The following is a 22885-nucleotide window of genomic DNA, read 5'->3' as shown; positions in this document are numbered from 1 at the left end:
TTGCGACTGGCACTTTAATGTACCACTATTCCGGCCCCGTGACAATATATTCATACGCCTTTATTGACTTGATTATCGTTATCATTTACAATAGACATGGAGGAAAGTTGAAGTGGCAGATGTGGTATGTCTTATTCTGAGCGGCGGCAAGGGAACACGGTTATATCCCCTTACCAAACTTCGCGCCAAACCGGCAGTTCCGTTCGGCGGTAAATACAGACTGGTCGATATTCCTATTTCGAATTGCATCAACTCGGGCTTCAAGAATATCTATATCATTACGCAGTTCAATTCCTCCTCGCTGCACAACCATATCGCCCAGACATATATTTTCGACAGCTTCAGCAGGGGATTCGTCGAAATCCTTGCCGCCGAACAGACCTACGAACATTCGTCGTGGTACCAGGGAACGGCGGACGCGGTTCGCCAGAACATCCTCCATCTGCACGACCATTCCCCCGATTATTATCTCATCCTTTCCGGGGACCAGCTTTACCGGATGGACCTTGCCCGCTTTCTCCAGCACCATATCGAAATCAATGCCGAAATTTCCATCGCCGCTCATCCGGTCGACAGGGCGAGCGCGGTATCCCTCGGGATCCTCAAGGCGGAGAAAACGGGACGCATTACGGAGTTCTGTGAAAAACCGCCACTCGAACGCGATATCGAATATCTGAAAATACCCGACAGCGAGGAGTTCAAAACGATCTCACGGGAAGGGGGCAGGGAGTACCTCGCCTCCATGGGTATTTATCTCTTCAATGCCGGCGTATTAGAAAAGGCGCTCGACAATTCAATGACGGATTTCGGCAAGGAACTCATCCCCTACTGTATCGGCAAGATGAAAGTATTTTCATATATCTTCAATGATTACTGGGTGGATATCGGATCGATCAAATCCTTTTTCGAAGCGAATATCAACCTCGCCTCGATAAAGCCGAATTTCAATTTCTATAACGAACAGAAACCCATTTACACCCGGCGCCGCGACCTCCCCGCTTCCAAAATCAACTTCTGCACGATCAGCCAGTCGCTGACCGCCGACGGCTGCATTATCACCAACGCGACAATCATGAACTCGATCGTCGGCATACGGACGGTGATCGAATCGGGGGCGCATCTCGACAGCACCGTCTGCATGGGCGCCGATTATTACGAAACACTCGATCAGAAAAAGATCAACAAGAAAAACGGAATTCCCGATATCGGAATCGGGAGGGGGTCGATCGTAAAAAAAGCGATTATCGACAAAAACGCGCGGATCGGTGAAATCTGCAGAATCGGGATCGATAATTTTTCACGGGAAGACGGTGATTTCGGCGACTACTATGTGAAAGACGGGATTATCGTTATTCCCAAAAACGCCATTATTCCTTCGGGAACGGTCATCTGAAAAGACGGTTAAAAAAAATGACCTTCATCCCGTAGCTTTTTTTCCCCACCTGTGATATGATGAAAACCCCCGATGATGAAAAGATTCGGCACTTGACCAAGATGATAATATGGAGTGAATCAATGAGTAATTTTTTAAAAATCGGAATCCCGAAAGGAAGCCTTCAGGAATCGACCATTGAATTGTTCATGCACGCGGGATGGAAAATCACGTGTTCTTCGAGGAATTATTTTCCTTCCATCGACGATAAGGAAATAAAATGCGCTCTCGTGCGGGCACAGGAGATGGCCCGGTATGTCGAAACGGGAGTCCTCGATATCGGACTCACCGGGCTCGACTGGATTCTGGAGAATAATTCCGACGTCGAGATTATCACCGACCTCGTTTACTCGAAAGTATCGACCAACAAGGCCCGTTGGGTGCTTGCCGTGCCGGAGTCGACAGATATCGATCGGATCGAGGATTGCGCGGGGAAGACGATTTCAACCGAACTCGTCAATTTTACAAAAGGTTATTTCAGGGAAAGAAATATCCCGGTCACGGTCGAGTTTTCCTGGGGCGCGACGGAAGCGAAAGTGGTTGAAGGACTCGTCGATGCGATCGTCGAGGTGACTGAAACGGGAAGCACGATTCGCGCCCACGGCCTTAAAATCATTCATACCCTCCTCGAGACCAACACCAAGCTGGTCGCAAATCACGAAAGCATGAAAGATTCCTGGAAACGCAAAAAAATAAATCAGATCGCTATGCTGTTGAGGGGGGCCCTCCAGGCGGAAAATATGGTGGGCATCAAGATGAATGTTCCTAAATTCAAAATCGACGAGGTTGTGGGTATTCTTCCCAGCCTCAATGCCCCGACCGTCGCGTCCCTCTACAATTCGGACTGGTTTTCCGTCGAATCGGTCGTTCATGAAACCGTCGTAAGGGAGATAATACCGAAACTGATCGCGGCAGGTGCCGACGGTATTATCGAATATTCCCTGAACAAGATCGTATCGAAAGACTAAGGGCAGTGACGGAGACGGCAGGGAAAGGAGTAGGTTCTCCTGGGTGACATGGACGCTATCGCAAAAAACCTGGAAGACGAATACACGCTTCCGATCCGGGACCCCGTCTGGAAGCATATCTATCTCTCGCCGGCGTTGATGGATATCATCGCACATGAGGCCTTTCAAAACCTCAATCGGATCAAACAACTCGGTCCCACCTACCTTGTTTATCCGGGCGCGACCCACACGAGGTTCAGTCACAGTCTCGGTGTTTTCCACATTGCCTACCGGATGATCCGTCAGCTGGTAAAGCGGAAACCCTCGTTTACCCTGAGCCCGGAAGGAGTGAGGGCTTTTCTCTGTGCGGCACTCCTCCACGATCTCGGCCACTACCCGTTCGCGCATTCCCTGAAAGACCTCGAAGTAAAAACACACGAATCGCTTACGGCGGATATTATTCTCGAAAGCGGACTTTCCAAAAAAATCTCGCGTACACTCCATACGGACCCGCTTCTTGTCGCCGCGATTATCGACAGGGAACTCGAATACGGGGGAGACGGTGATGTCACCTTTTACCGCAATCTTCTTTCCGGGGTGCTCGATCCGGACAAACTCGATTACCTCAACAGGGACGCCTATTATTGCGGGATCCCCTACGGCCAGCAGGACGTCGATCATATTTTGAGTGATATCCACCCTGTTCCGCAAAAAGGAATCGCGATTACCGGACGCGGGCTGACCTCGGTCGAAAGTATTCTTTTTGCGAAATATATCATGTACAAAACCGTCTACTGGCATAAAACCGTTCGAATCGCCACTTCCATGATTAAAAAAGCGGTGCTTATGGGACTCAACGACCGCATTATTACCGCAGACGATCTGTACGGTTTGAATGACCAAACCTTTTTTACCATGGCCGATACGACCGGTTTCAGACCGTTCAGACTTCTCTCCGACGTGCTTTCAAGGCGTCTCTACAAACAAGTGTATATATCCGAAATCTCATCCGGGCATTCAGCGTACCGCCGTCTCGAGAACCTGACCGAACGACTCGCCGCAGAGACGCGTATTGCAAGGGAAATCGGGAAAATCTCCGGCCACCCGACCGGGACCGAGGACATCGTTATCGATATTCCCGAACATATCACCTTTGAAATAGATGTGCCCCTTCTCCACAATAACGGAGACGGCAACATCACTTTCAGGGAATCCGGGAGTGTTTTTTCCGATACGGTGGTGGGAACGATCGCCGGCACCTTGAGGTTTGTCACTGTTTCCGTCGCGCGCAGGGAAGAAATACTCGAATCGATACACAAGATCGATATTGCCGCGCTGCTCGCGGGGTGATAGTCTCGATTGAAAAAGGATGAAAAGGGTGCCTGAACAAAGAAAAACGAAACGGATGAAATTGTTCGCGAAACATGTGGGAAGGGCGATCCATCGGTACGACATGATCCGTGAAGGGGATAAAATTCTGATCGGTGTTTCCGGCGGAAAGGATTCGCTTGCCCTCTCGCTCGCCCTTGCCGAACGAAAAGCATGGGTCCCGATCCGGTATGAGCTGGTCGCGGTCCAGATCGAGTGGAAGGAATGCCCCATGAACGGGGAACAGAAGGAGAAACTGATAGGTTTTTTCGAATCCCTGCAAATACCCTATTCGATTGTCGGCGCAACTATGATTCATCCGTCTTTCGATGATGATTTCAATTGTTACATATGCTCGCGAAACCGGAAACGAATTCTTTTCACCGAAGCCCGGAAATCCGGTATTACAAAAATCGCACTGGGCCACCATCTTGATGACGTAATCGAAACGACACTCCTCAATATCTTTTTCAGGGGAGAGCTTGCAACGATTATGCCGGTACAGCGTTTTTTCGACGGCAAAATATCGATAATACGGCCCATGTACGAAGTATACGAACGTGAAATTAAAAGTATTTCTAAAGAACTCGATTTCCCCGTATTCCCCTTGCAATGTCCCCATTGCGAATCGAGTCAACGCCGTGTACTAAAGGAAACCATCCGTACATTATCGCATATTAATAAAAAGGTCCGTGACAACATTTTCAGAATCCCCTGGCACATCAACCATGACTATTTCCCCACAGAATATCCGAACCGAGATAACAGGACGGCCCCTTCATCATGATTTTTCTCCAAAAAGCCATTGACAAACCTGCGGTAAGTGATAGTATCTGAGGTAATAGATGAAAAAACAGAAAATATTGGAAGAGAGAATCCGGCGTGTCAAGGTGCTGTTTCTGGAACTCGGGTACACGCTCGTGGATGAGGATTATACGGATGATATGTTTACCTGTGAATTCAAAAAAAAGAACCGGTTTCTCGGCGGATTATATATCGACTCGAGCAACCGGTTTCTAGAAATAGCATATACCTTCTCTTTTTCGCATACATTATTCAGCTTTCTTCGATCGAGAATCGAAGAGATGTTTACCCTCGGTTACAATTACGGTTGTTATTCTCATGTCACCAAGGATGAAGAAAATTTCTATTATTCTGTGTACACGAAAATATACTACAGCGGCCTTTCATATCATTCCCTGAATGATACCCTTAAAGATTTTTTTATGTGTATTAATGATTTAACCCGGCTCCTCGATATTGATATATTTAACAGGAGAGGTGAATAAGGTATGGAAATACATAATATTGTCGAGGACATCGTCGAAGACATCGCAAAAGAAATCTTTATCGATGAAAAAAACCTCAAAAAAGCCAACTTCTGCACATGTACTCAATGTTTCAATGATGTCATCTGCTATGTACTCAACAGAATAGAACCTGTCTATATCTATTCCAGCAGAGGCGCGGCCCATTTTAAAATGAACTACCTCGATAATCTTCAGCGGCGCGCGGATATCGTCGCGCTTGTCCACAAAGGTATCGAAAGAATCATCCTGGCAAAACGCCCGCATTTTCCTCATGACAGTGCCCAGATAAAAAGTGAAAAAACGGAAGGATGTTTTTTCAATTTTCCCACGATTATGGGAAAACTCCTTCACAGTGTCACATTCAGTCCTTTAAGCGATCTTGCCGTCTCCCTTTATTCATTCGACGAACCTGCGAAGATGATTAATCCAAACTGGCAAAATCCCTGCGATGTATCTCAGGTGACACCGGGAATTTTCGCGTTTTTCCCCTATCCTGAAAAGGCTTCAAAGCCGGGAGAAAAACGTGAGTTTGAATTCGAACTCGTCGTCGATACGGATACGTATGAAACGCTGCGGCATTATTTCAAGATAGCCGTCGTATCGGAAAATGTCTTTTCCGATTATTACAATTACAACAATCTCTTCGATCTCAAAATCTTGTATTGTGTTCCACGGGAATAGCCGATCGCGAAGACCGGGGTCCATGTGCGGGATGCCGTTATACCTGCTCTTTTTGCATGGTACGCAAGCACCGTGTGCAAATTCTTACTTTTTTATTTACGCCGTCTGTGGAAATCACTTTAGTATGGAGATTCACTTTGAATATCCTCTTGGTTCTTACACCGATTTTTACACCACCCCCGCCTTTTTTTCTGGGGAGACCTTTTCTCGGGACGTTTTGTCCGGATGTCGTTCCTCTTCCGCAAAGTTCGCATGTTCTGCTCATATTAACTCCAGTTTAATCATGATAAAAAATTGTTGCATCACTATAGAGAAATAGCGGAAAAATGTCAAGGGATTTCAATATATTTGTCTGGTCGGAAATCAAGAGTGAAGCATTTACCGCCGACACACGGAAATTGTATATCGCATGAAAAAAATCAGTGATCGGTATAATTTTCGCTGAAAATACTCCAATCGATGATCCTGCCGGGAGAGTTTTCTTCGATATAATTGAAGACCTTCTGGAGAACGGATTCCCCGTATTTTTTCGAGTTTGACACCAGTGCCGCACCGATATGAATAAACCGCAACGAATCATGGCTGCCCACTTCGGCGGCCGATATTTTGTATTTATTGATGATGGTGTCTTTCAGTGATTTGAGAATTCGTCGTTTCTCCTTGATCGATTGAAGTCCGGGGACTTCGATAATAGACTGGAAAACGGAAACAACCATATCGACTCTCTTTTTACGAATACCGTCCGACGGACCCGTTCACCCTCCCGTTCTTACTTCATTTATTCCCCGATGCCGTCATATATCCGTCAGATATTTGATGTCGTCGGGTTCCGCAGTCAATAACGTACTGTTTTCCTTGTCGGAAAGCCTGTCTTTTGCGGGAAGATAATGTTCATTATACAGCTTTGCCAGATCATAGACATCATCCGTTTCATAAAGCGGCGGAATCTTCACTTCGAGATTATAATCCTTTTCCCTGAAACCCCGCCTCATGACATACAACGGGTCGGTCACCGTGAGTGCGAAATGCGGACTGTAGAAGATGAGATAGGCGCAGAGCAATCCCAGGATTATAAAGAAAAAGACTAGATTATCCCGTGACTGCGAGTGCGCGACTATCCGGTTTTCTTCCGTGACATCGAAATAAATCTCCACATTTCCTGCACTACTGTATTCATAATCTCTGTATGTGTAAGAAGGATTATCAGCATTCTGCGGGTAGCGGGAAAAGATAACCTTGCCATCTGATTTTAGAAGAAGTATTTTTCCCGATGCATCAAGCCTTTTCACATCGTTTGCGATACGCTGCGGGTCGTCTTTCCAGTCTATGTTTTCATTTATCTTTTTCATCAGTTCATACCTGTTTCTGACATAAGCGTCATCGGGTCTTGCGATAGAAAAGACATCCATAACCATCGTGAAAAGGATAAGCAATACGACCAGGACGGTGACTCCCAGTGTTATGATCCGGTTGACATGTCGCTGTGCCATGGACGAATCGGTGTATTTGATATTTTTAAATATTTTCAGTATCCTGAGAAGCCTGAGTATACGGGCAATCCGTATTATTTTCAACAGTTTTAGCATACTCAAGCCCGCAATACCCGCAATACCGAAAAGACCGAACGTGTTGCTTGCGAGTGATACGAACGGGGGGCCGGAATTAAACATTAAAAGGGGAACCGACGCGAAAAAATCGATCCATCCGTGCTGGTAAGTGAAGTAGAAAAGCGAGCCCCTGTCCGATCGCGCCCAGTAAAGCCGCAGGAGAAACTCGATGGTGAAAAAGAGGTCGAAAAAGAATCCGGCTATAATCATCGCCACACCCAGGTCCCCATCCAACCCGATAAGTACAAAAAAATCTTCGAGAAAGGTATGGATCACCACCAGGACGATGACAAGCGACACTATTATTTCAAATACACTGATTTTATTCTTTTCCATGAATTCCTACCATCCGTTCTCTGCAGCGATCTTGTAAAACTCATCGAGAACCTTGATGTCAAAACCGTAGAATTTGTAATTCCTCCTCGCTATATTGAACCAGCTTTTATCGGGATATTCCGCCCCCCTGTCGACGCGTTCGATATGTTTGTAATTTTTACACCGCATGGAAAAAACGGCTGAGATACGGGCCGTTGTTTCCAGGTCGCTGTTCTCAAGAAAGGACAAATTGCTTCCGACTCCGCTTTTTATTACTTCGGGGGGAAGAAGCTTGAGTTTTTCAATAATGACCTGATTGACTTTATCCGCGAATGATTTCTGAACGATTTCCGATACCGTTCCGATACCCAAATCCGCACCGCTGACGGTAATAAGGTGAATCGAGGCGCGTAACAAAAGCGATACCTTGAGAAAATGCTTTATTTCCTCCTTGCTCATCTTCAACCGCTGTACCTTCAATAATTCAAAATGGACATATTCCCTCCGGTTGAATACCTGTTCGATATATCTGTCCGATATGCCGATTTTGACCGCGATAAAAGGACCGATGAACGCCTTTCGCGCTTCCTGTTTTTCAAGCAATACCTTGAGAAACCCCGACAACTGTTCCCTGCACTGTGATACCGGATAATTTGTCTGGCGCAGAAAAGAAACGAACGAGAACTCGATTTTCTGCAACAATGCATCGATTTCGCTGAACAGCGCTTCATTGATAACCGAAAGCAACGCCGAATAGAGAAGATTAAAAATCTGCTGCCAATCCTTGCCCGGGAAAAACTGCCCGGAAGCGAGTGTGGGAAGAAGACTTTGTGAGTTCAAATTCAAAAACTGTATAATCTGTTCTTCTTTCTGCAGGGCCTGCAGATGATTGAGTGCGGGATTCGTTAATAACCGTTTGATAAAAGCCTGCGCTTTCTGACTTTCAATATCCATAATATGGGTTCTCTTCTATTATTCGGCGAAAACCATCTATAAATCAAGGAAAAAGAACAGAATACCTTTTCGTATCCGGCCGGCGCGTAAAGGTTGTGAGAAGACATGGACTATAGTATAGTTTATAACGATGGGCAGAATGACCTTCATATCGTTTTTTCTCCTTCTCGTATGCATGATGCTTCCTGCAGAGGATTTTATCCCACTCGGGAAAGAAGCACCTGAAAGCCTTTTCGAACTTGAAATCGGGGATGCCGATGTGGATTTTTTTCTTCTCGGCTCATGGACTTTTTCCCTTTTATACGCAACCGGTATCGTGATTAAACCCGGTATCGGCGTGCGGATGATCGATTATTTTCCCGGCATGGATCAGGGGTTTTTCATCGAACAGGTACCCGACCTTACCCTCTCTCTCTGGCTTATGGAACGTTATTTCCTCGAGCTTACCTATAACGGAACTTTGACGGACAATCTCATCATTGCCGGATACGAGGGCAAGGAGGGGGAACTGCTGCAGCATGTGTATATCGGCAATACCGATATCAATATCTCGCCCTATCCGTTTCTGAATATCGCCGATATCGAAAACTCATCGCTCGGCGCGGAAGTCCTCTTTCAGACACCGGCGGCTACCCATGAATTGCTTCTCCGGTATGAATACAGCGAAGAGAAAAAGAAAACCTTCGAGGGACTCCGGGAAATCGAGGAGATACGTTTCGTTCCCGAACAATATATGCGAGGGCGGTTCTTCCTGCTTCCCGACTCAAATGTCACCGACCTATCGGTGTATCTCGAAGACAATGACAAGGGAACCTTGTCGGGGTCCGACGGCAGGACATACCGAAAAGCGACATTCGATGAAGTCGTTCTCGATTCGGCAGCCGGTACCGTTTCCCTCAAAGAATACCGCAAAGGCAGAATACTCGTTTATTACAAAAAAAACGGGTATGAAGTGGGAACCGACGATCCCGGATTGGGAGTCGATGCCCTGCCCGGCGAGGATGCCGACGGCAATATCGATATTTCCGCCCCGCCGGTACGTTTTTATTTCGATATGGGAGTACACCTGACCCAGGATATGGGGGCACGACGAATTACCCTGAACGGCTCATTCGACTCCCTCCTTCTCTGGGAAAAGGGGGTATTTTCGCCTTTCGAACTATCGGGTTCCTACCCATTTACCGACGCTTTGCCGTCTTCCCCCGGGCTCGTCGATATCTCGCTCGTCCAAAAAGGGGGGACACGCGAGAAAACAGGTCTGCCGTGGGATGTCGATTTCAGCCCTGATACGATGTATAACAGAATTATCGCATTCTATGACAGCAATCCGAAGGGGGATTTTCGTAACCGGTATCCCTTCCCCGATCCGGCATCGGTTATATACGGCCCCCGAAGGGACGTAACGGGGATACATACGGATTACGAAATTCTTGTCACAATAAAGAATCCCCTGCAATATTACCTCCTCGAACCGGATATCATTCCCGGTTCGGTCTACGTGATACGCAACGGGATAAAGGAAACGCGATTCGAAGTCGACTTCACCGCAGGTATCCTCACCTTTCTCACCGATATTTCTCCGATCGACCGGATCGAGGTCATATACAGGACCCGCGCCGAAACCATGGAGAACGGAGATCTCCTCTTTGCCTGGGGCAACAAGACATTATTGAATGATACGACCACCCTGATGCTGTCGGCGGGTCTCAGATGGAACGCGCTTCCCGGCTCCTACACCGAACAGGCCTACTCGAAAATGGGTTCGTTACTCGGCTCCTGTTCGTTTTCGACGGCACTCGACTGGCTTACCCTTACGGCAAATGCGGGGGTTTCATTTACCAATCCCGACACGACCGGCATATTCAGGCTTCTCGGCATGGAAAAAGGCGGAATGGACATGGTATTGTCTGAAAACACGGTAACCCCTTCTTCACTTCCCGCCCCCTACGAGCCCGCATTGTCGCTTGCGGACCGGGGACGTCTCTTTTACAAAAACTACCGTGAATACGGGCTTCTGGGAGATGTGACGCTGAAAGAGATTACCTGGGATATTCCGGATGACCAGATCTACCCCTACCGGACCGGTTCGAAAACAGGTCCCTATGAAGTCAGGGGAAGTGCCGTATCGCGAAACAGATCGAGTCTCGTCATGGATTTTTCAATGCCCGGCGATGACGACTGGGTCGGTATCCAGATTCCCGCTGACCCGGGATACGGACCGGTCGATCTTACGGGGATTGAAAGCATCACCATTTCATACAGAAGCATTGATTTGAGCGGCGATATCGAACTAACCCTTCAGATCGGCGAGATCGATGAGGATATCGACGGCGACGGCCGCCTCGACGGCGAGAGTTCCCCTTCCTCCACGGGATATTCGTTTGACGACACCTCGGCCGCCGCCATTCTCAAAATAGGCGGCGGCCCGGAAGGCGAAGGCAACGGGACGCGAAACTCTGAAGATACCGACGGGAATTTTCTGCTCGATCCCGAAGCACCGGGACGACTCGTCACCACCTCCCCCATCGGTCTGACACCGTCGACAACAGGCTGGCAGTCATATACCGCATTCCTCTCCGATTCCCAGCGGGAACTTCTCGTGCGGTCGAACTTTCTCCGTGTTGTCCTGACCGATTCTACCGGGGGGGATGTGACCGGAAAACTCCTCATAGACCGGATCTATCTTTCGGGCCCCCACTTCTGGAAAGAAATCACAACCGGCGACAATAACGGCGAGAGGGTTTCGGTAAGGGAAATCGACGAGTATCTGGCGCCCCTCAAGCCCCCCGTGCCCCTTGCCGGTGAATACGCAGCGGTACGGGAAATCTTTCATCCCGCGGGGGAGGAACAAAAGGTATGCGAGATAACGTGGGACGACCTCGATGCCGATGAAAGCTGGGAATGCATCAATTACTCACTCCCGGACACAGGTGGGATCCGCTACGATGAAGTCACTTTTTACCTCGCCATCACGGAACTGACCGGCGCGGGAAACGGCGAACTCGTCTTTTCCCTGCTCGATTCATCGGATGCCGGGATTGTCGTCACGATACCGGCATCCGATCTGGATCTCATTCCCGAATGGCGGGAAGTCACTATCGAACTCGATACAAAAGAGATATATCTCGGAGGAGAGCGGGTCGATTGGAACCTCTCCGCCGATAACGATTACACGACCATCTCGCGTTTCGGTATCGGCTACACGTCACTATCGTCCGGCCAGGACGGCACCCTCTTTATCGATGAGATTCATCTGAAAAGGCCCGTTACCTCACTGGGCGCCGCCTTCGGGTTCGATGCCGAAATCAATATCGAGGGGGATATCGTGACGATCGATGATTTTCCTCTCGTTTCCGACCTGAGGTTCAGGGAAAAAGCCATGTTTGTCACCGAAGGATTTTCTCCCCTTTACGGGCAATACGAGTCTTCCGGGAGTTTTTCTTCCCTTTCCGAACTCTCGATCGGCCTTCTCGCATCCGGCCTCGACGCCCACCTTCTCATCGAGGGATCGGAAGATACGGTCAACGTCACGGGCGGCCACAAATTGCAGATACCGAAAGACGAGTGCGTCCTCTCCTTTACCGATACGTTTACACAGCTTCCCGGCAACGGGGGAACCGATATCTACCGGGCGGATTCCCTCGAGGTCGGCACCGGAGACGGTGCGTTCTCCGGCCATATCACGACAGAGGCAACCTGCCGAGAAAAAACCGTTCTGCAAAATTGGGGATTGGTTACCGGATTTTCCGCTGCCGACAGTTTCGATCTCCTCCTCACCGAATCATACAGCGAGTATTATACCGATATTATCCGGCCCGGCGAGTGGTATCTCCCTGCCTGGATTTCCGCATGGCGATACATCGTTTCCTCGGATACGGGGATGATCGGTCAACGGAAACAGGCGTTTTCAACCGTTCTCAGCCTTCCCGTCCTTCCCGTCGGCCTCGAGTGGGCAACCGGCGTCACCTGGATCAGCGATAATGTTACCGAAACGCAAAGAACCTTCGGCCCCGGTATGTCCTATTCGCTTTCGTTCCCGATCACATTGAGACGCAATGAAAAAGCACTCTTCATACTGACCCCCGGTTACCGGAGGTCACTCGCAGTCGAGCAGGTCGAAGGGGGGATCGGGGGGTTGACCGACGATATTGCCGCGTGGGGTACGACAATTGTCGAACATCCGTATCTCTTCAATCAGCTGCCGTTTCTTGAATTATTTTCCGCACAAAGCGAAGAGACATTCAGGATGGTGACCGAAGATACCGGGTGCACCTCGGCGACATATATACCTGCCGTTACCCTTGCTTTATCCAGGGATTTCGGCTCGCATTTGTATGATTTGTTTGTTCCTTCTTCACTTGAATACACAATGAGCAAGGAAATGAAAAAACAAACGGATCTTTACGATTTTGTCAATCGCTACAATCTCGCTACCCGGATTCATGCCATCAACCTGTTCGGTAAATTCGGTGCATACCGCTTTTTTGATTTTTATACGGTCGATGAATATGTGACGTCGGTGAACCTCGATTTCTCCGAGAGTGAAAGTACCCTGATATGGGATATATCTATCGGTAATTACGTGCGTTTTATCGACGAGAAACAGAACCGTTTCTCTATCGACAACCAGCTGAAAATTTCAGAGGACAAGATGTATCTTTTAAGCGATACGGCAACCCTCGCATTCGAATGGCGAGTCGTACCCCGGAACGGACTTTCTTTTCCTTTTACCGAAAGCGGGAATGTGGAAGACGCATTCATCGCTCATGAAGAGCGTTTGGGTCTCACCTTCAAGGATTCACCGGATGAGGAATCCTTTCATCCCCTCACGATTCTTCTCGGCCACACGACGACATTTACCTACCCTGGGACCGGCTATATAAAAGGGGGAATCGATGCCGGCGTCGATATCGAACACATCGAAGGGGGGTATCCCGTCGTCCGTGTCGGGTTCAAGGGCGTTATCGAAGCACGGCTTCAGTGGTGAAGTTTCTTTTCCTTATGTTGCATACGATATTTTCAAACCCGGACAATAATGATAGTATGACAGTCAAATTTTCATATATGGAGTGATATTACCGCCATGGAACAATTGACAAAAGAATACATCAGGGAACGTATCGCGGACTCGAAAGTCATTCATACAAGAGGTGAGAATATCTATCATCTCGGAAATTATTCCGTCAATTCCTTTGACGCAAAAAAGGGCTTATTTTCCTACACGGTGGATGGAAACTACGGCAACTATACGGTCGATGTTTCTCTTGAAAACGGTGTCAGAACAAGCTGCGACTGCCCGTATCCCGCAGGCGGATGCAAACATATCGTCGCCGTTTGTCTCGATATTGCCGAAAGACTTCTTTCCGAAAATTATTACGATAGCGAGACGGATGAAACATTTCAGGAAACGGATTATCTCGGTTATGAAGAGATCCGCGATGATGTTATCGCAAGCAGAAGAAAAAGCGCCAAAATGGAGGAAATGGAAATCATATTCGGTGAGACCTGCAAGGGTGAACATACAATCATAACGAAAAATAAAAGAAAATATATCCTGAGGGTTCACGATCCTGAAACGGAACGGGGCACCTGCAGTTGTCCCGATTTCACGCACAACAGACTCGGTTTGTGCAAACACCTCATCCGTTTTTTCGACAAGTGTAAAAAGGACAGGGGTTTTTTCGAACAGGGGAAAAAAGAGACGATGCCCTTTATTCATATCTATTGGGATTCCTATAACCAGAAACCCTGTTATTTTTATGACGGCCGCATTGAAAAATCCGTTAAAGAAGATTTATCGCTTTATTTCAGTGAAAACGGGTTGTATAAAAAAAATGACGTGGCTGAACTTTACCTGCTGCTTCTCAAACTGGCCGGAAAAAAGAATGTCCGTGTCGATGACTTCGTGACGAGAAAGGTGGAAAACTATCTTTTTTTAAACGAAATGTTCTCCGTCAAAAAGAATTATTCATTCGATTATTCACGGATAAAGACGGTGCTTTACCCTTATCAGAAAAAAGGAGTTGAGTTTTCTTTGTTTAAAACACGGGTGATTATCGCTGATGAGATGGGTCTCGGAAAAACCCTGCAGGCCATTACCATTTCGATACTGAAAAAGGATGTATTCGGTTTCAAGCGGGTTCTTGTTGTATGTCCCGCGTCCCTGAAAGAGCAGTGGAAAAAGGAGATCGAACGATTTACGGATGAAAAAGCGGTCATTGTCGCCGGGTCAAGGAGAGAACGGCAGAAAATATATGATACTTCACCCGAATATTTTCTCATTACCAATTACGAGGCGGTTTTGAGGGATATTATGGTCATTCAGCGAATCAGGACCGACCTCGTGATCCTCGATGAAGCCCAGCGGATAAAGAACTTCGAAACAAAAACACATCAGGCCATTCTGACGATACCCCGCAAGCAATCAATCGTGATAACCGGTACACCCCTCGAAAACAAACTCGAGGATCTCTATTCTATTTTACAGTTCTCCGATCCGGAATTGTTGAGTCCGTTCTGGATATTTGCCGCGAACCATCTTAAAATTCTCCGCGACAGGCGGAAAAGCATAGCCGGATACAAAAACCTCGATATCATACACAAAAAACTCGAAAACCTGGTTATCCGCAGGAAAAAGGAAGAAGTACTCGAATGTCTCCCCGAAGAGATTACCAATACCTATTATATCGACCTGACAAAGGAACAGTACGAAATTCACCAGGGCTACGTACAATCGCTTATGCCCATATTGGGCAAGAAAATCCTCACGCCGTTCGATATACGAACCATACAGCAACTCCTGCTCTGCATGAGAATGGTATGCGATTCCACCTACCTCATCGACCGCAAGACGAATCTCTCCCCGAAACTCACGGAACTGGAAAAAATCCTTTGCGAACTCGTTATCGAAAACAAACGAAAAACGGTCATTTTCAGTGAATGGACCACGATGACATATTTGATCGGCAAGCTTTTATCAGGGCTGAAAATACCCTTTATCGACTTTAACGGAAAGGTCCCGCAGCAAAAAAGACAAAAACTGATCGATGAGTTTACAGATAATCCGTCGTGCATGGTATTCCTCTCATCCGATGCAGGCGGAGTCGGACTCAATCTGCAGGCCGCCGATTGCGTTATTAACTTCGAACTCCCATGGAATCCGGCAAAGCTGAATCAGCGTACCGGGAGGGTGAACAGAATCGGACAGCGAAGCAGGTGCATCAACATCATCAACCTTGTCGCAAAAAACTCCATCGAAGAAAGGGTGGCGGCCGGTATCGCCATGAAGCAGGAACTTTTCGATGCGGTAATCGACGGCGGGGGAGATGAGGTGGATTATTCACAGGAGAAAAAAGCGGAGTTTATCAACCGTATACGGTCCATGCTCGATGAAGAACAGCTTGCGGTTCCCGCAAAAAAACACATATCGGAAGAACTCCCCGATTCCACACCCTATTACCTCAACCCGCGCGTCCTCGCCCAACAGAATGAACTGGATTTTGAAAAAGAGGAAGCCGCTGAAGAAGAAAAAATATCCGATGCGGCGGAAGAAAACATAGATTCTCACGAGAGTGTCCCTGATGCGGCAATAATGGAAGAGGTTCTCGAAAACGGCCTGAAGTTTTTAAGCGGACTCACCATGATGGCAACGGGCAAACCTGTCATCGCCGACGATGAATCGAAAATGGTACATGTGGATAAAAATACCGGCGAAGTCACTTTGAAATTCAAATTACAGGGTTTTTCCTGACCGATAATATCCCGGCCACCCTGACCATTATCGACGTTGCCAAAGCATGTTTCAAAATCCGTCGGTTAAGGTAAACAGGTTTCAATTACCTCCCCCGATCATTGGAATTAATCGATTTTCTGCACTATATTTATAAGTGACAAGGAGGTAGGTATGCCCGGAAGAAAAATAGTTCCTTTTTTACTTGTTTTATTACTTTGCTGCATTTCTTTTCCGCTTTTTTCCCAGGAAGAGCCGGAAGAAGAATCCGACGGCGGCGGTTTTTCATTCTCGTTTAATCTTGGATTGGGGGTGGAAACATTCATGGAAGACGATGAAGCCGTGTCATACCAGAAACTCGCTTTGGGCCCCGATTTCGGTTTCGGCAAGTTCGGCATCGGATTCGAACTCGTGTTTCACTATCAGTTTCAGAACAACGAACTCATTATAAGAGATGAAGACTGGGTCCCCGCAGACCCCACGTTTCTCAATATTCTGGAACTCTATGTCTCCAAGTTCAGATATATCCGCTACGGCCAGAAGGGAGAAGACATTTACGCAAAATTCGGTTCGATCGACGACGGTACCCTCGGCAATGGGTTTATCATGGGATATTACTCGAACTCGCTTTTCCTTCCGGAGACCCGCGTTTTCGGACTGAGTTTCGATATGGACGGCGCACTTTTCGGGCTTCCGTTGATCGGTTTCGAGACATTTCTCGGCAATATCATCAACTGGGACGTCCTTGGCGCCAGACTCTTTTTCCGACCCCTCATCTACACAAACATCCCCGTCTTCGAAGCGATGCAGGTGGGTATCACCGTCGCCGGCGACATCAACCCGGATGCCTACTCCGATGTGGATCTCGGTGACGATGCGAACGTCTTTTTCTACGACCTCGACGTCTATCTCCCCCTCCTCTCCTCGGACATTATCGGTCTGGCCCTTTTCGGCGACGCGGCCACATATCAATTCGAATCAGCCGGCGGGATGATCGGGTTCGGGGGAAGCCTGTTCAACTTCATACTCTACGGTGCGCAAATAAGATTTATCGGCGAAGGTTTTATCCCCAACTATTTTGACGGCACCTACGATCTTACCAGGGTCGACGATTATAATAATATCGAACGGATTTCGGGAGTTTCTCCCGGCTATATGGGGTGGCTTGCCACGCTTGGAACGGGAATGGAGGGGCTTTTCGATTTCCGAGTCGTCCTTGACGGACCCTTTGGCGAAGTGGAACCGGGCAATACCGATAATCCGTCAAATTATCCGCATCTGAGGGGAATCCTCACCATTCCGAACAACCTCGTCCCGGGTTTTTCGATCGAGGGAATCTACGACAAGGCATTTTTACGAACCTTCGAGAACCTCATTAATCCCGAAGATGCTTTTATTATGGGAAAACTCAATTATCAGACAGGACCGGCAATCATCTCGTTTCTCTATCAGCTTGCTTATAACGGTGACACGGGAGATTGGGATGTCCGGTCGGGTCTTGAAACATCGATATCATTTTAGCAGGATTGGAGGGTGATTATGCATAGAATGATAAAATTTTTTATGGTTTTCGTATTCCTCTTTGCGTCAATCGCGGCCAACGCGGAGGATAGTTATCCGGTATTGCTTATGGATTTTTTCAATACCGATATCCAGCTTCCCGACGGCGAGTATGTCTATGAGGATGCACTTTATGAAGGATACGAGATACCCGTCGGCGCGACGATTCATACCCTTTCAGGGGGATATGCGGAACTCGAACTCGCCGACACCACCATTATAAAAATAGATGAATTGTCGTCGTTCGCTCTTGATTCGATAATCGGGGCGGAAGCGGCTGAAAAAAATATTTTCTCGCTTACCGTTGGCAAATTCAGGGCCGTTGTCGCCTCCATCACGGAAGAAGAACGCTATCAGTTCAACGGGTACTCCGCCGTGTGCGGTGTTCGCGGGACCGATGTCGGCATGTACTTGGCCCCGACAAAAAATGAGGACTCATGCTGGGTGCTCCACGGAAAGGCAAAACTGACAAACAAAAAAACCGGTAAAGCCATCGACATCAGGGAAAATACGATGGCCAACACCTTTGACGACACCTTCGAGGCGAAAATCATACCCGATGATTTCAGGCGGAATGTCATCGGCAAAAACCTCGAGTTTCGGAAACTCAAACTCGAAAAGGTGAAGACAAAGGACAAACCGGAACCGACCGTCGAACCGGAAGTCTCCGACAAGGAGAAAGAGGAAAAGGAAAAGAAAGAGGCGGCAGACAAGAAAGAACAGGAGAAAAAGGAAAAAGAGAAAAAACCGGTTGACAAAGGCCCCGCTACGGGGACCGGTGAAGAACCCGCTGAAAAGGAAAAGCCTGAAGACCCTGAATGGGTGAAGGCACTCAAGGAAATGATCGGGATGGAGATCGGTTCGATTACCATCGGCGAACATACATACGCAAAAGCCGTCATCCAGCCGACCTTCAAGATCGGTGATCTCAAGATGGCACTCTACCTCCCAATTATCTATGAAAAGGACATGTTCGACCCTGATCTGTGGTACAAACCGAAAGGCAATAACGAATGGTCGTTCGGTCTTGATCAGAGTGACCCCATCGACGGTGTGGGGGATTTTCTATCGGACCTTTTCCTCAAGATCAAGTACGTTCAGTGGGGGGAGATGCGGGACGAGGTATGGTTCAAGGTCGGTAATGTCGACGATTTTACCGTCGGCCACGGTCTTATCATGAACAATTACTCCAACGCATCCGATTTTCCCGCGATCAGGCGTATCGGTATCAATCTAGGACTCGACTTCGAAAAATACGGATTCGAGTTTATCAACAACGATATTTCCGAGATCATTACCTCACCGCGGATCTTCGGCGCACGGGGATACATCAGGCCGTTCGCCCCGGCGTTTCCGCTGGCATTCGGACTGACCTGTATCGCCGATATCAATCCGGGCGCGGATCTGCCTGAAGAATCGGGAATCATGCCGTCGGCGGATGAAATCGGCAACCCGATGTTTCTCAATCTCGGATTTGATGTCGATTATCCGTTCGTCGAAAGTGATCTGCTCAGTGTGATTCTGTTTGCCGATGTCGCCGGTCTCATTCCGTGGTTTCTGAGTGACGGAACCGGCGCCTATTCCGAAATCGAAGCCGGACCCGCATTCGGTGCCATGTTCCCGGAAGACGATCCCGATACCTTTATGAGAAATTACGGTTTTTTCACCGGAATTATGGGGAATGTAGCCGTCATCGATTATGTCGTCGATTTCAGGTATTTCACCGGTACCTTCAGGCCTTACTTCTATAACACCGCTTATGACAGAACGAGCAGCAGCACGGCGGTCGCGGTCGCGAATTCGATCGTCAATCCCGACGATGACATACTCGACAATATCAACATGGGAATCTACGGACAGGCAGGCTACACCTGGGAAAAGATTTTCTCGATCGAACTGGGTTATATGTTTCCGATTACCATCGACTCCCTCGACGGCTTCAAGTTCATGGAAGGAGAAGACAGTTTTCATGCCCGATTCACCCTTTTCAAAGACGTGATCCCTGTGGTAAACTTGTCCGGGTCGATCGGTTACGACAGAATTTATTTTGCGAAAATGCTTGCGGGAGAGGATTCACCGGAAGGGAAAAAGCTCGACTGGTTCGACGAATACACGGTACTCAACGGCGAACTCGTTTATGGCGCCGCGCCGAACCTCGACCTCGCCCTTCTTTTGACGACGGCGGTAAGGCGCGATCAGGCAACCGGTGACGTTGTCTACAAATCCGACGGAGTGACGAAGGAGATCGACTTCACGTTCAGTATTGAAACGAGAATTTCATTCTGACCGGTTTATACTCCGCGGCTAACCCTTGCGGTTAAAAGAAATACGGCGCGGCGTTGTACCGGAAGAAATAGCCGTTACGGCAGGGAGCCGCGCCATGCAAGGTGAAATGAATGCATCCCGGAGGATAAAGGTCCTCCGGGAGGATGTTGCGCAAAAAATAGCGGCCGGCGAGGTCATCGACCGGCCGTTTTCCGTGGTAAGAGAACTCATCGACAACTCACTCGATGCCGGAAGCAGCGAGATTTCCGTCACGATCGAGGACGGCGGAATTTCCCGCGTCCGGGTAACCGACGACGGTGCGGGAATGACGGAAGAAGACCTGAAACTCTGTTTTCTTCCCCATACGACCTCGAAAATCGAGACATTCAGCGATATCTACAAGGTCGATTCTCTGGGATTCAGGGGAGAAGCCCTCGCGAGTATCGCAACCTGTTCCAGGCTTGAAATTATATCCACCGCACCCGGCGCCGAATGCGGCAACCGCCTTATCGTTCACGGTGGAAAACTCGTATCGCTCGAGCCCCGGGCGGCCGCGAAGGGAACCACCGTCGATGCCGGTGACCTTTTTCACAACATGCCCGCCCGCAAAAAATTTCTGAAATCGGTCTCCGGAGAAAGTGCCATGTGCAGGGCGGTCTATATCGACAAGGCACTCCCCTTCCCCGGCGTCGGATTTCGTTATTTTTCGAACAACACACTTAAAATTTCCCTCCCCGCAACGGATCCCGTCGCCCGTGTGGCTGCGGCATACGGTGATGGTATTCCTCCCTCATCCCTCCACATTCTCGAGGAATCGGCCCCTCATTTCTCCCTCCGCCTTATCGCGGCATCGCCTTCCGTATGCAAAAAAGACAAACGGTATATTCAAATATTCGTCAACAAACGGCGGGTGTACGAATACGGCCTCATCCAGGCGGTCGAATACGGTTACCGTTCCTCAATGCCCGGCAAGGATTACCCGGTCGCGTTCGTCTTTCTCGATATCGAACCAGAACTCGTCGATTTCAACATACATCCGGCGAAAAAGGAATGCAGGATACGTATCATTCCCCAGATCAGGTCCGTCCTCATTACCCTCCTTACGACCTTCCTTTCCCGTTTTCACATCGGTATTTCGACACGAACGTCTTTCGTGACCGGAGACACGGAGAACCAGAAGCCGCTCGTGTTCGATACGGCTTCCGGGGTGGTAAAAGAAAAATCATTTCCCTTTTCCGGCGGCCTGTCATCGGATAAAGCCCGCGAAACAATAAAAAACGACCGGACGGCATCCTTTGCAGAGGAAAAAATCGTTACGACAATTGTCCCACATTATCTGGGACGTGCGTTCGGGCTCTTTCTCGTTGCCGAATACGGTGAAAACCTTTACCTGGTAGACCAGCATGCGGCACACGAACGGCTTCTCTTTGATGAACTCAAAGAAAAAGATGCATCCGCGCAGGAGCTTCTTTTTCCCGTCTCCTTCGACCTCACCCCCGATGAAGAAACTCAGCTTTCCGCGGACATGAAATCCTTCGAATCACTCGGCATAAGACTCGAAAAAGTGGGAACCGCCTGTTATGAAATCACCGCACTCCCCGCCCATTATCATTCGATTCCCTCAAGCGATCTCATTGAATTGCTCAAGGGGAATAACGGTACGATCGAGGAAATCGAACACAGGCTGTGCAGTCTTGCGGCATGCCGGGGCGCGATCAAAGACGGCGATGAGGTCGACTCCATAACTGCGACCGAAATTCTAAAAGGTGTCTTTGCCCTGCAAGACGCCCGCTGCCCGCACGGAAGGCCCCTCTGGTACCGGATTTCAAAGGAAGAACTTTTCAGGATTGTCGGGAGAAAGTGACGGCGTATCGGCTGAAACTATAACATATATGTTACAGTTTATTGCATGGAAGTAACGACGGCAATGGTGATATTTTTCTCTTCAAGTGCTTTCAGTTTTTCATACACATCGGGATGATCCTTTTTCAGATACGCCTCGTAATCGATATCCTGCGGTAGCTTGTTTTCTCCCCCGGACGGCTTGCCGGGTTTGCTTTTCGTGTAGAGGAGCATCCCGATATGGGAATAGCTGAATACCCTCGGCGATGTAGCCGAAGAGGCGTCGGGTTTTATACCGATAAATGCCTTTGACCTGTTGACGTATTGTTTTTCAACCGTATAGGAATAATTGGCGATTTTCTGACGTATATTCGAAGCCGAAAGCCCGGTGATCGCTATTACGTCTTTTAAAAGGAAATACAATTCCATTCGGCATTATACCCCGATCAGAACCTTTTAAACAACATCATCCTTTTTCTCACGACGGTATTATACCAAAAAGCATAAAAAAACATACCAGCCGCTATGCCCGAAACATCACCATTATCTGTTACATTGGAAGTATCAAACAAACGGGGAGGAAATGATGTTGAATCCAAGTATTACCGATTTTACCAAAAAGGTATTTATTTTTATGGCTGCTTTCCTTGTAGCATGCCTGTTCCGGACATTTGCCGAAGAAAACCTGAAGGATACCTCAGACGTCACAGTGAAACAGACGGCGACGCAGGTGAAGAGGAAGGCTATTAATGCCATTGAAAAAAAGGAACCTGTAAATGCAACTGTGTCGACAGGCAAGAAAAAGGCCGCCGGTAAGGCCGTCACCAAAAAAGAGTCGCTGAAAGCGGCAACGTCGACAGCTAAGAAAAAGGCCG

Annotated in this window: 17 protein-coding genes; 12 read left to right on the top strand and 5 right to left on the bottom strand. The window is 48.3% G+C overall.

Annotated features, from left to right (window positions below):
* The first annotated feature begins 112 nt into the window (after positions 1–112).
* The 6 genes from JW881_04910 (at position 113) to JW881_04885 (ending at position 5738) form a co-directional block, all read left to right on the top strand.
* On the top strand, positions 113–1393 hold the full coding sequence (locus tag JW881_04910; protein MBN1696833.1) for a glucose-1-phosphate adenylyltransferase: 1281 nt from the start codon (positions 113–115) through the stop codon (positions 1391–1393).
* A 122-nt stretch (positions 1394–1515) separates the two neighbouring features.
* Positions 1516–2400, top strand: coding sequence for an ATP phosphoribosyltransferase (locus JW881_04905; protein ID MBN1696832.1), 885 nt, complete (start codon positions 1516–1518; stop codon positions 2398–2400).
* A 48-nt stretch (positions 2401–2448) separates the two neighbouring features.
* Positions 2449–3729 carry an HD domain-containing protein gene (locus JW881_04900; protein MBN1696831.1) on the top strand — a complete coding sequence of 427 codons (1281 nt, stop codon included), beginning with the start codon at positions 2449–2451 and terminating at the stop codon, positions 3727–3729.
* 28 nt (positions 3730–3757) lie between these two features.
* Positions 3758–4534, top strand: coding sequence for an adenine nucleotide alpha hydrolase (locus tag JW881_04895; protein MBN1696830.1), 777 nt, complete (start codon positions 3758–3760; stop codon positions 4532–4534).
* Between the two features lie 58 nt (positions 4535–4592).
* Complete coding sequence (locus tag JW881_04890; protein MBN1696829.1) at positions 4593–5036, top strand: hypothetical protein; 444 nt, start codon at positions 4593–4595, stop codon at positions 5034–5036.
* A gap of 3 nt (positions 5037–5039) precedes the next feature.
* Entirely contained in the window at positions 5040–5738 is a 699-nt protein-coding gene (locus tag JW881_04885) for a late competence development ComFB family protein (protein MBN1696828.1), read from the top strand.
* 37 nt (positions 5739–5775) lie between these two features.
* On the opposite strand, the gene rpmB is transcribed toward JW881_04885, so the two are convergent.
* The 4 genes from rpmB to JW881_04865 form a co-directional block, all read right to left on the bottom strand.
* The gene (gene rpmB, locus JW881_04880) at positions 5776–6003 is read right to left on the bottom strand and encodes a 50S ribosomal protein L28 (protein MBN1696827.1); all 228 of its coding nucleotides are present in this window, start codon (positions 6001–6003) and stop codon (positions 5776–5778) included.
* A 154-nt stretch (positions 6004–6157) separates the two neighbouring features.
* A complete protein-coding gene (locus tag JW881_04875; protein ID MBN1696826.1) occupies positions 6158–6454 on the bottom strand; it encodes a DUF503 domain-containing protein in 297 nt (98 codons plus the stop codon).
* A 78-nt stretch (positions 6455–6532) separates the two neighbouring features.
* Entirely contained in the window at positions 6533–7681 is a 1149-nt protein-coding gene (locus tag JW881_04870) for an ion transporter (GenBank protein ID MBN1696825.1), read from the bottom strand.
* A 6-nt stretch (positions 7682–7687) separates the two neighbouring features.
* Positions 7688–8614: a hypothetical protein gene (locus tag JW881_04865; GenBank protein ID MBN1696824.1), complete on the bottom strand. Its 927-nt coding sequence runs from the start codon at positions 8612–8614 to the stop codon at positions 7688–7690.
* 130 nt (positions 8615–8744) lie between these two features.
* Here JW881_04865 and JW881_04860 point away from each other — a divergent pair, with 130 nt between their 5' ends.
* The 5 genes from JW881_04860 to mutL all read left to right on the top strand — a co-directional run bounded on the left by JW881_04860 (position 8745) and on the right by mutL (position 22032).
* Complete coding sequence (locus JW881_04860; GenBank protein MBN1696823.1) at positions 8745–13601, top strand: hypothetical protein; 4857 nt, start codon at positions 8745–8747, stop codon at positions 13599–13601.
* 96 nt (positions 13602–13697) lie between these two features.
* Positions 13698–16364 (top strand): DEAD/DEAH box helicase family protein, encoded by a 2667-nt coding sequence (locus JW881_04855; GenBank protein ID MBN1696822.1) that lies wholly within the window; start codon positions 13698–13700, stop codon positions 16362–16364.
* Between the two features lie 153 nt (positions 16365–16517).
* Complete coding sequence (locus JW881_04850; GenBank protein ID MBN1696821.1) at positions 16518–17864, top strand: hypothetical protein; 1347 nt, start codon at positions 16518–16520, stop codon at positions 17862–17864.
* 27 nt (positions 17865–17891) lie between these two features.
* Entirely contained in the window at positions 17892–20189 is a 2298-nt protein-coding gene (locus tag JW881_04845; GenBank protein ID MBN1696820.1) for a FecR domain-containing protein, read from the top strand.
* Between the two features lie 94 nt (positions 20190–20283).
* Entirely contained in the window at positions 20284–22032 is a 1749-nt protein-coding gene (mutL, locus tag JW881_04840; GenBank protein ID MBN1696819.1) for a DNA mismatch repair endonuclease MutL, read from the top strand.
* Between the two features lie 38 nt (positions 22033–22070).
* On the opposite strand, the gene JW881_04835 is transcribed toward mutL, so the two are convergent.
* Entirely contained in the window at positions 22071–22439 is a 369-nt protein-coding gene (locus tag JW881_04835) for a hypothetical protein (GenBank protein MBN1696818.1), read from the bottom strand.
* 154 nt (positions 22440–22593) lie between these two features.
* Between JW881_04835 and JW881_04830 the strand changes: the two genes are divergently transcribed.
* On the top strand, positions 22594–22885 hold a 292-nt coding region (locus JW881_04830), incomplete at its 3' end, for a hypothetical protein (GenBank protein ID MBN1696817.1).

The sequence above is a fragment of the Spirochaetales bacterium genome (genome assembly GCA_016930085.1).
GTDB lineage: Bacteria > Spirochaetota > Spirochaetia > SZUA-6 > JAFGRV01 > JAFGHO01.
Note: the sequence above shows the minus strand (reverse complement) of the source record. Positions and strands in the feature narration are given on the sequence as shown.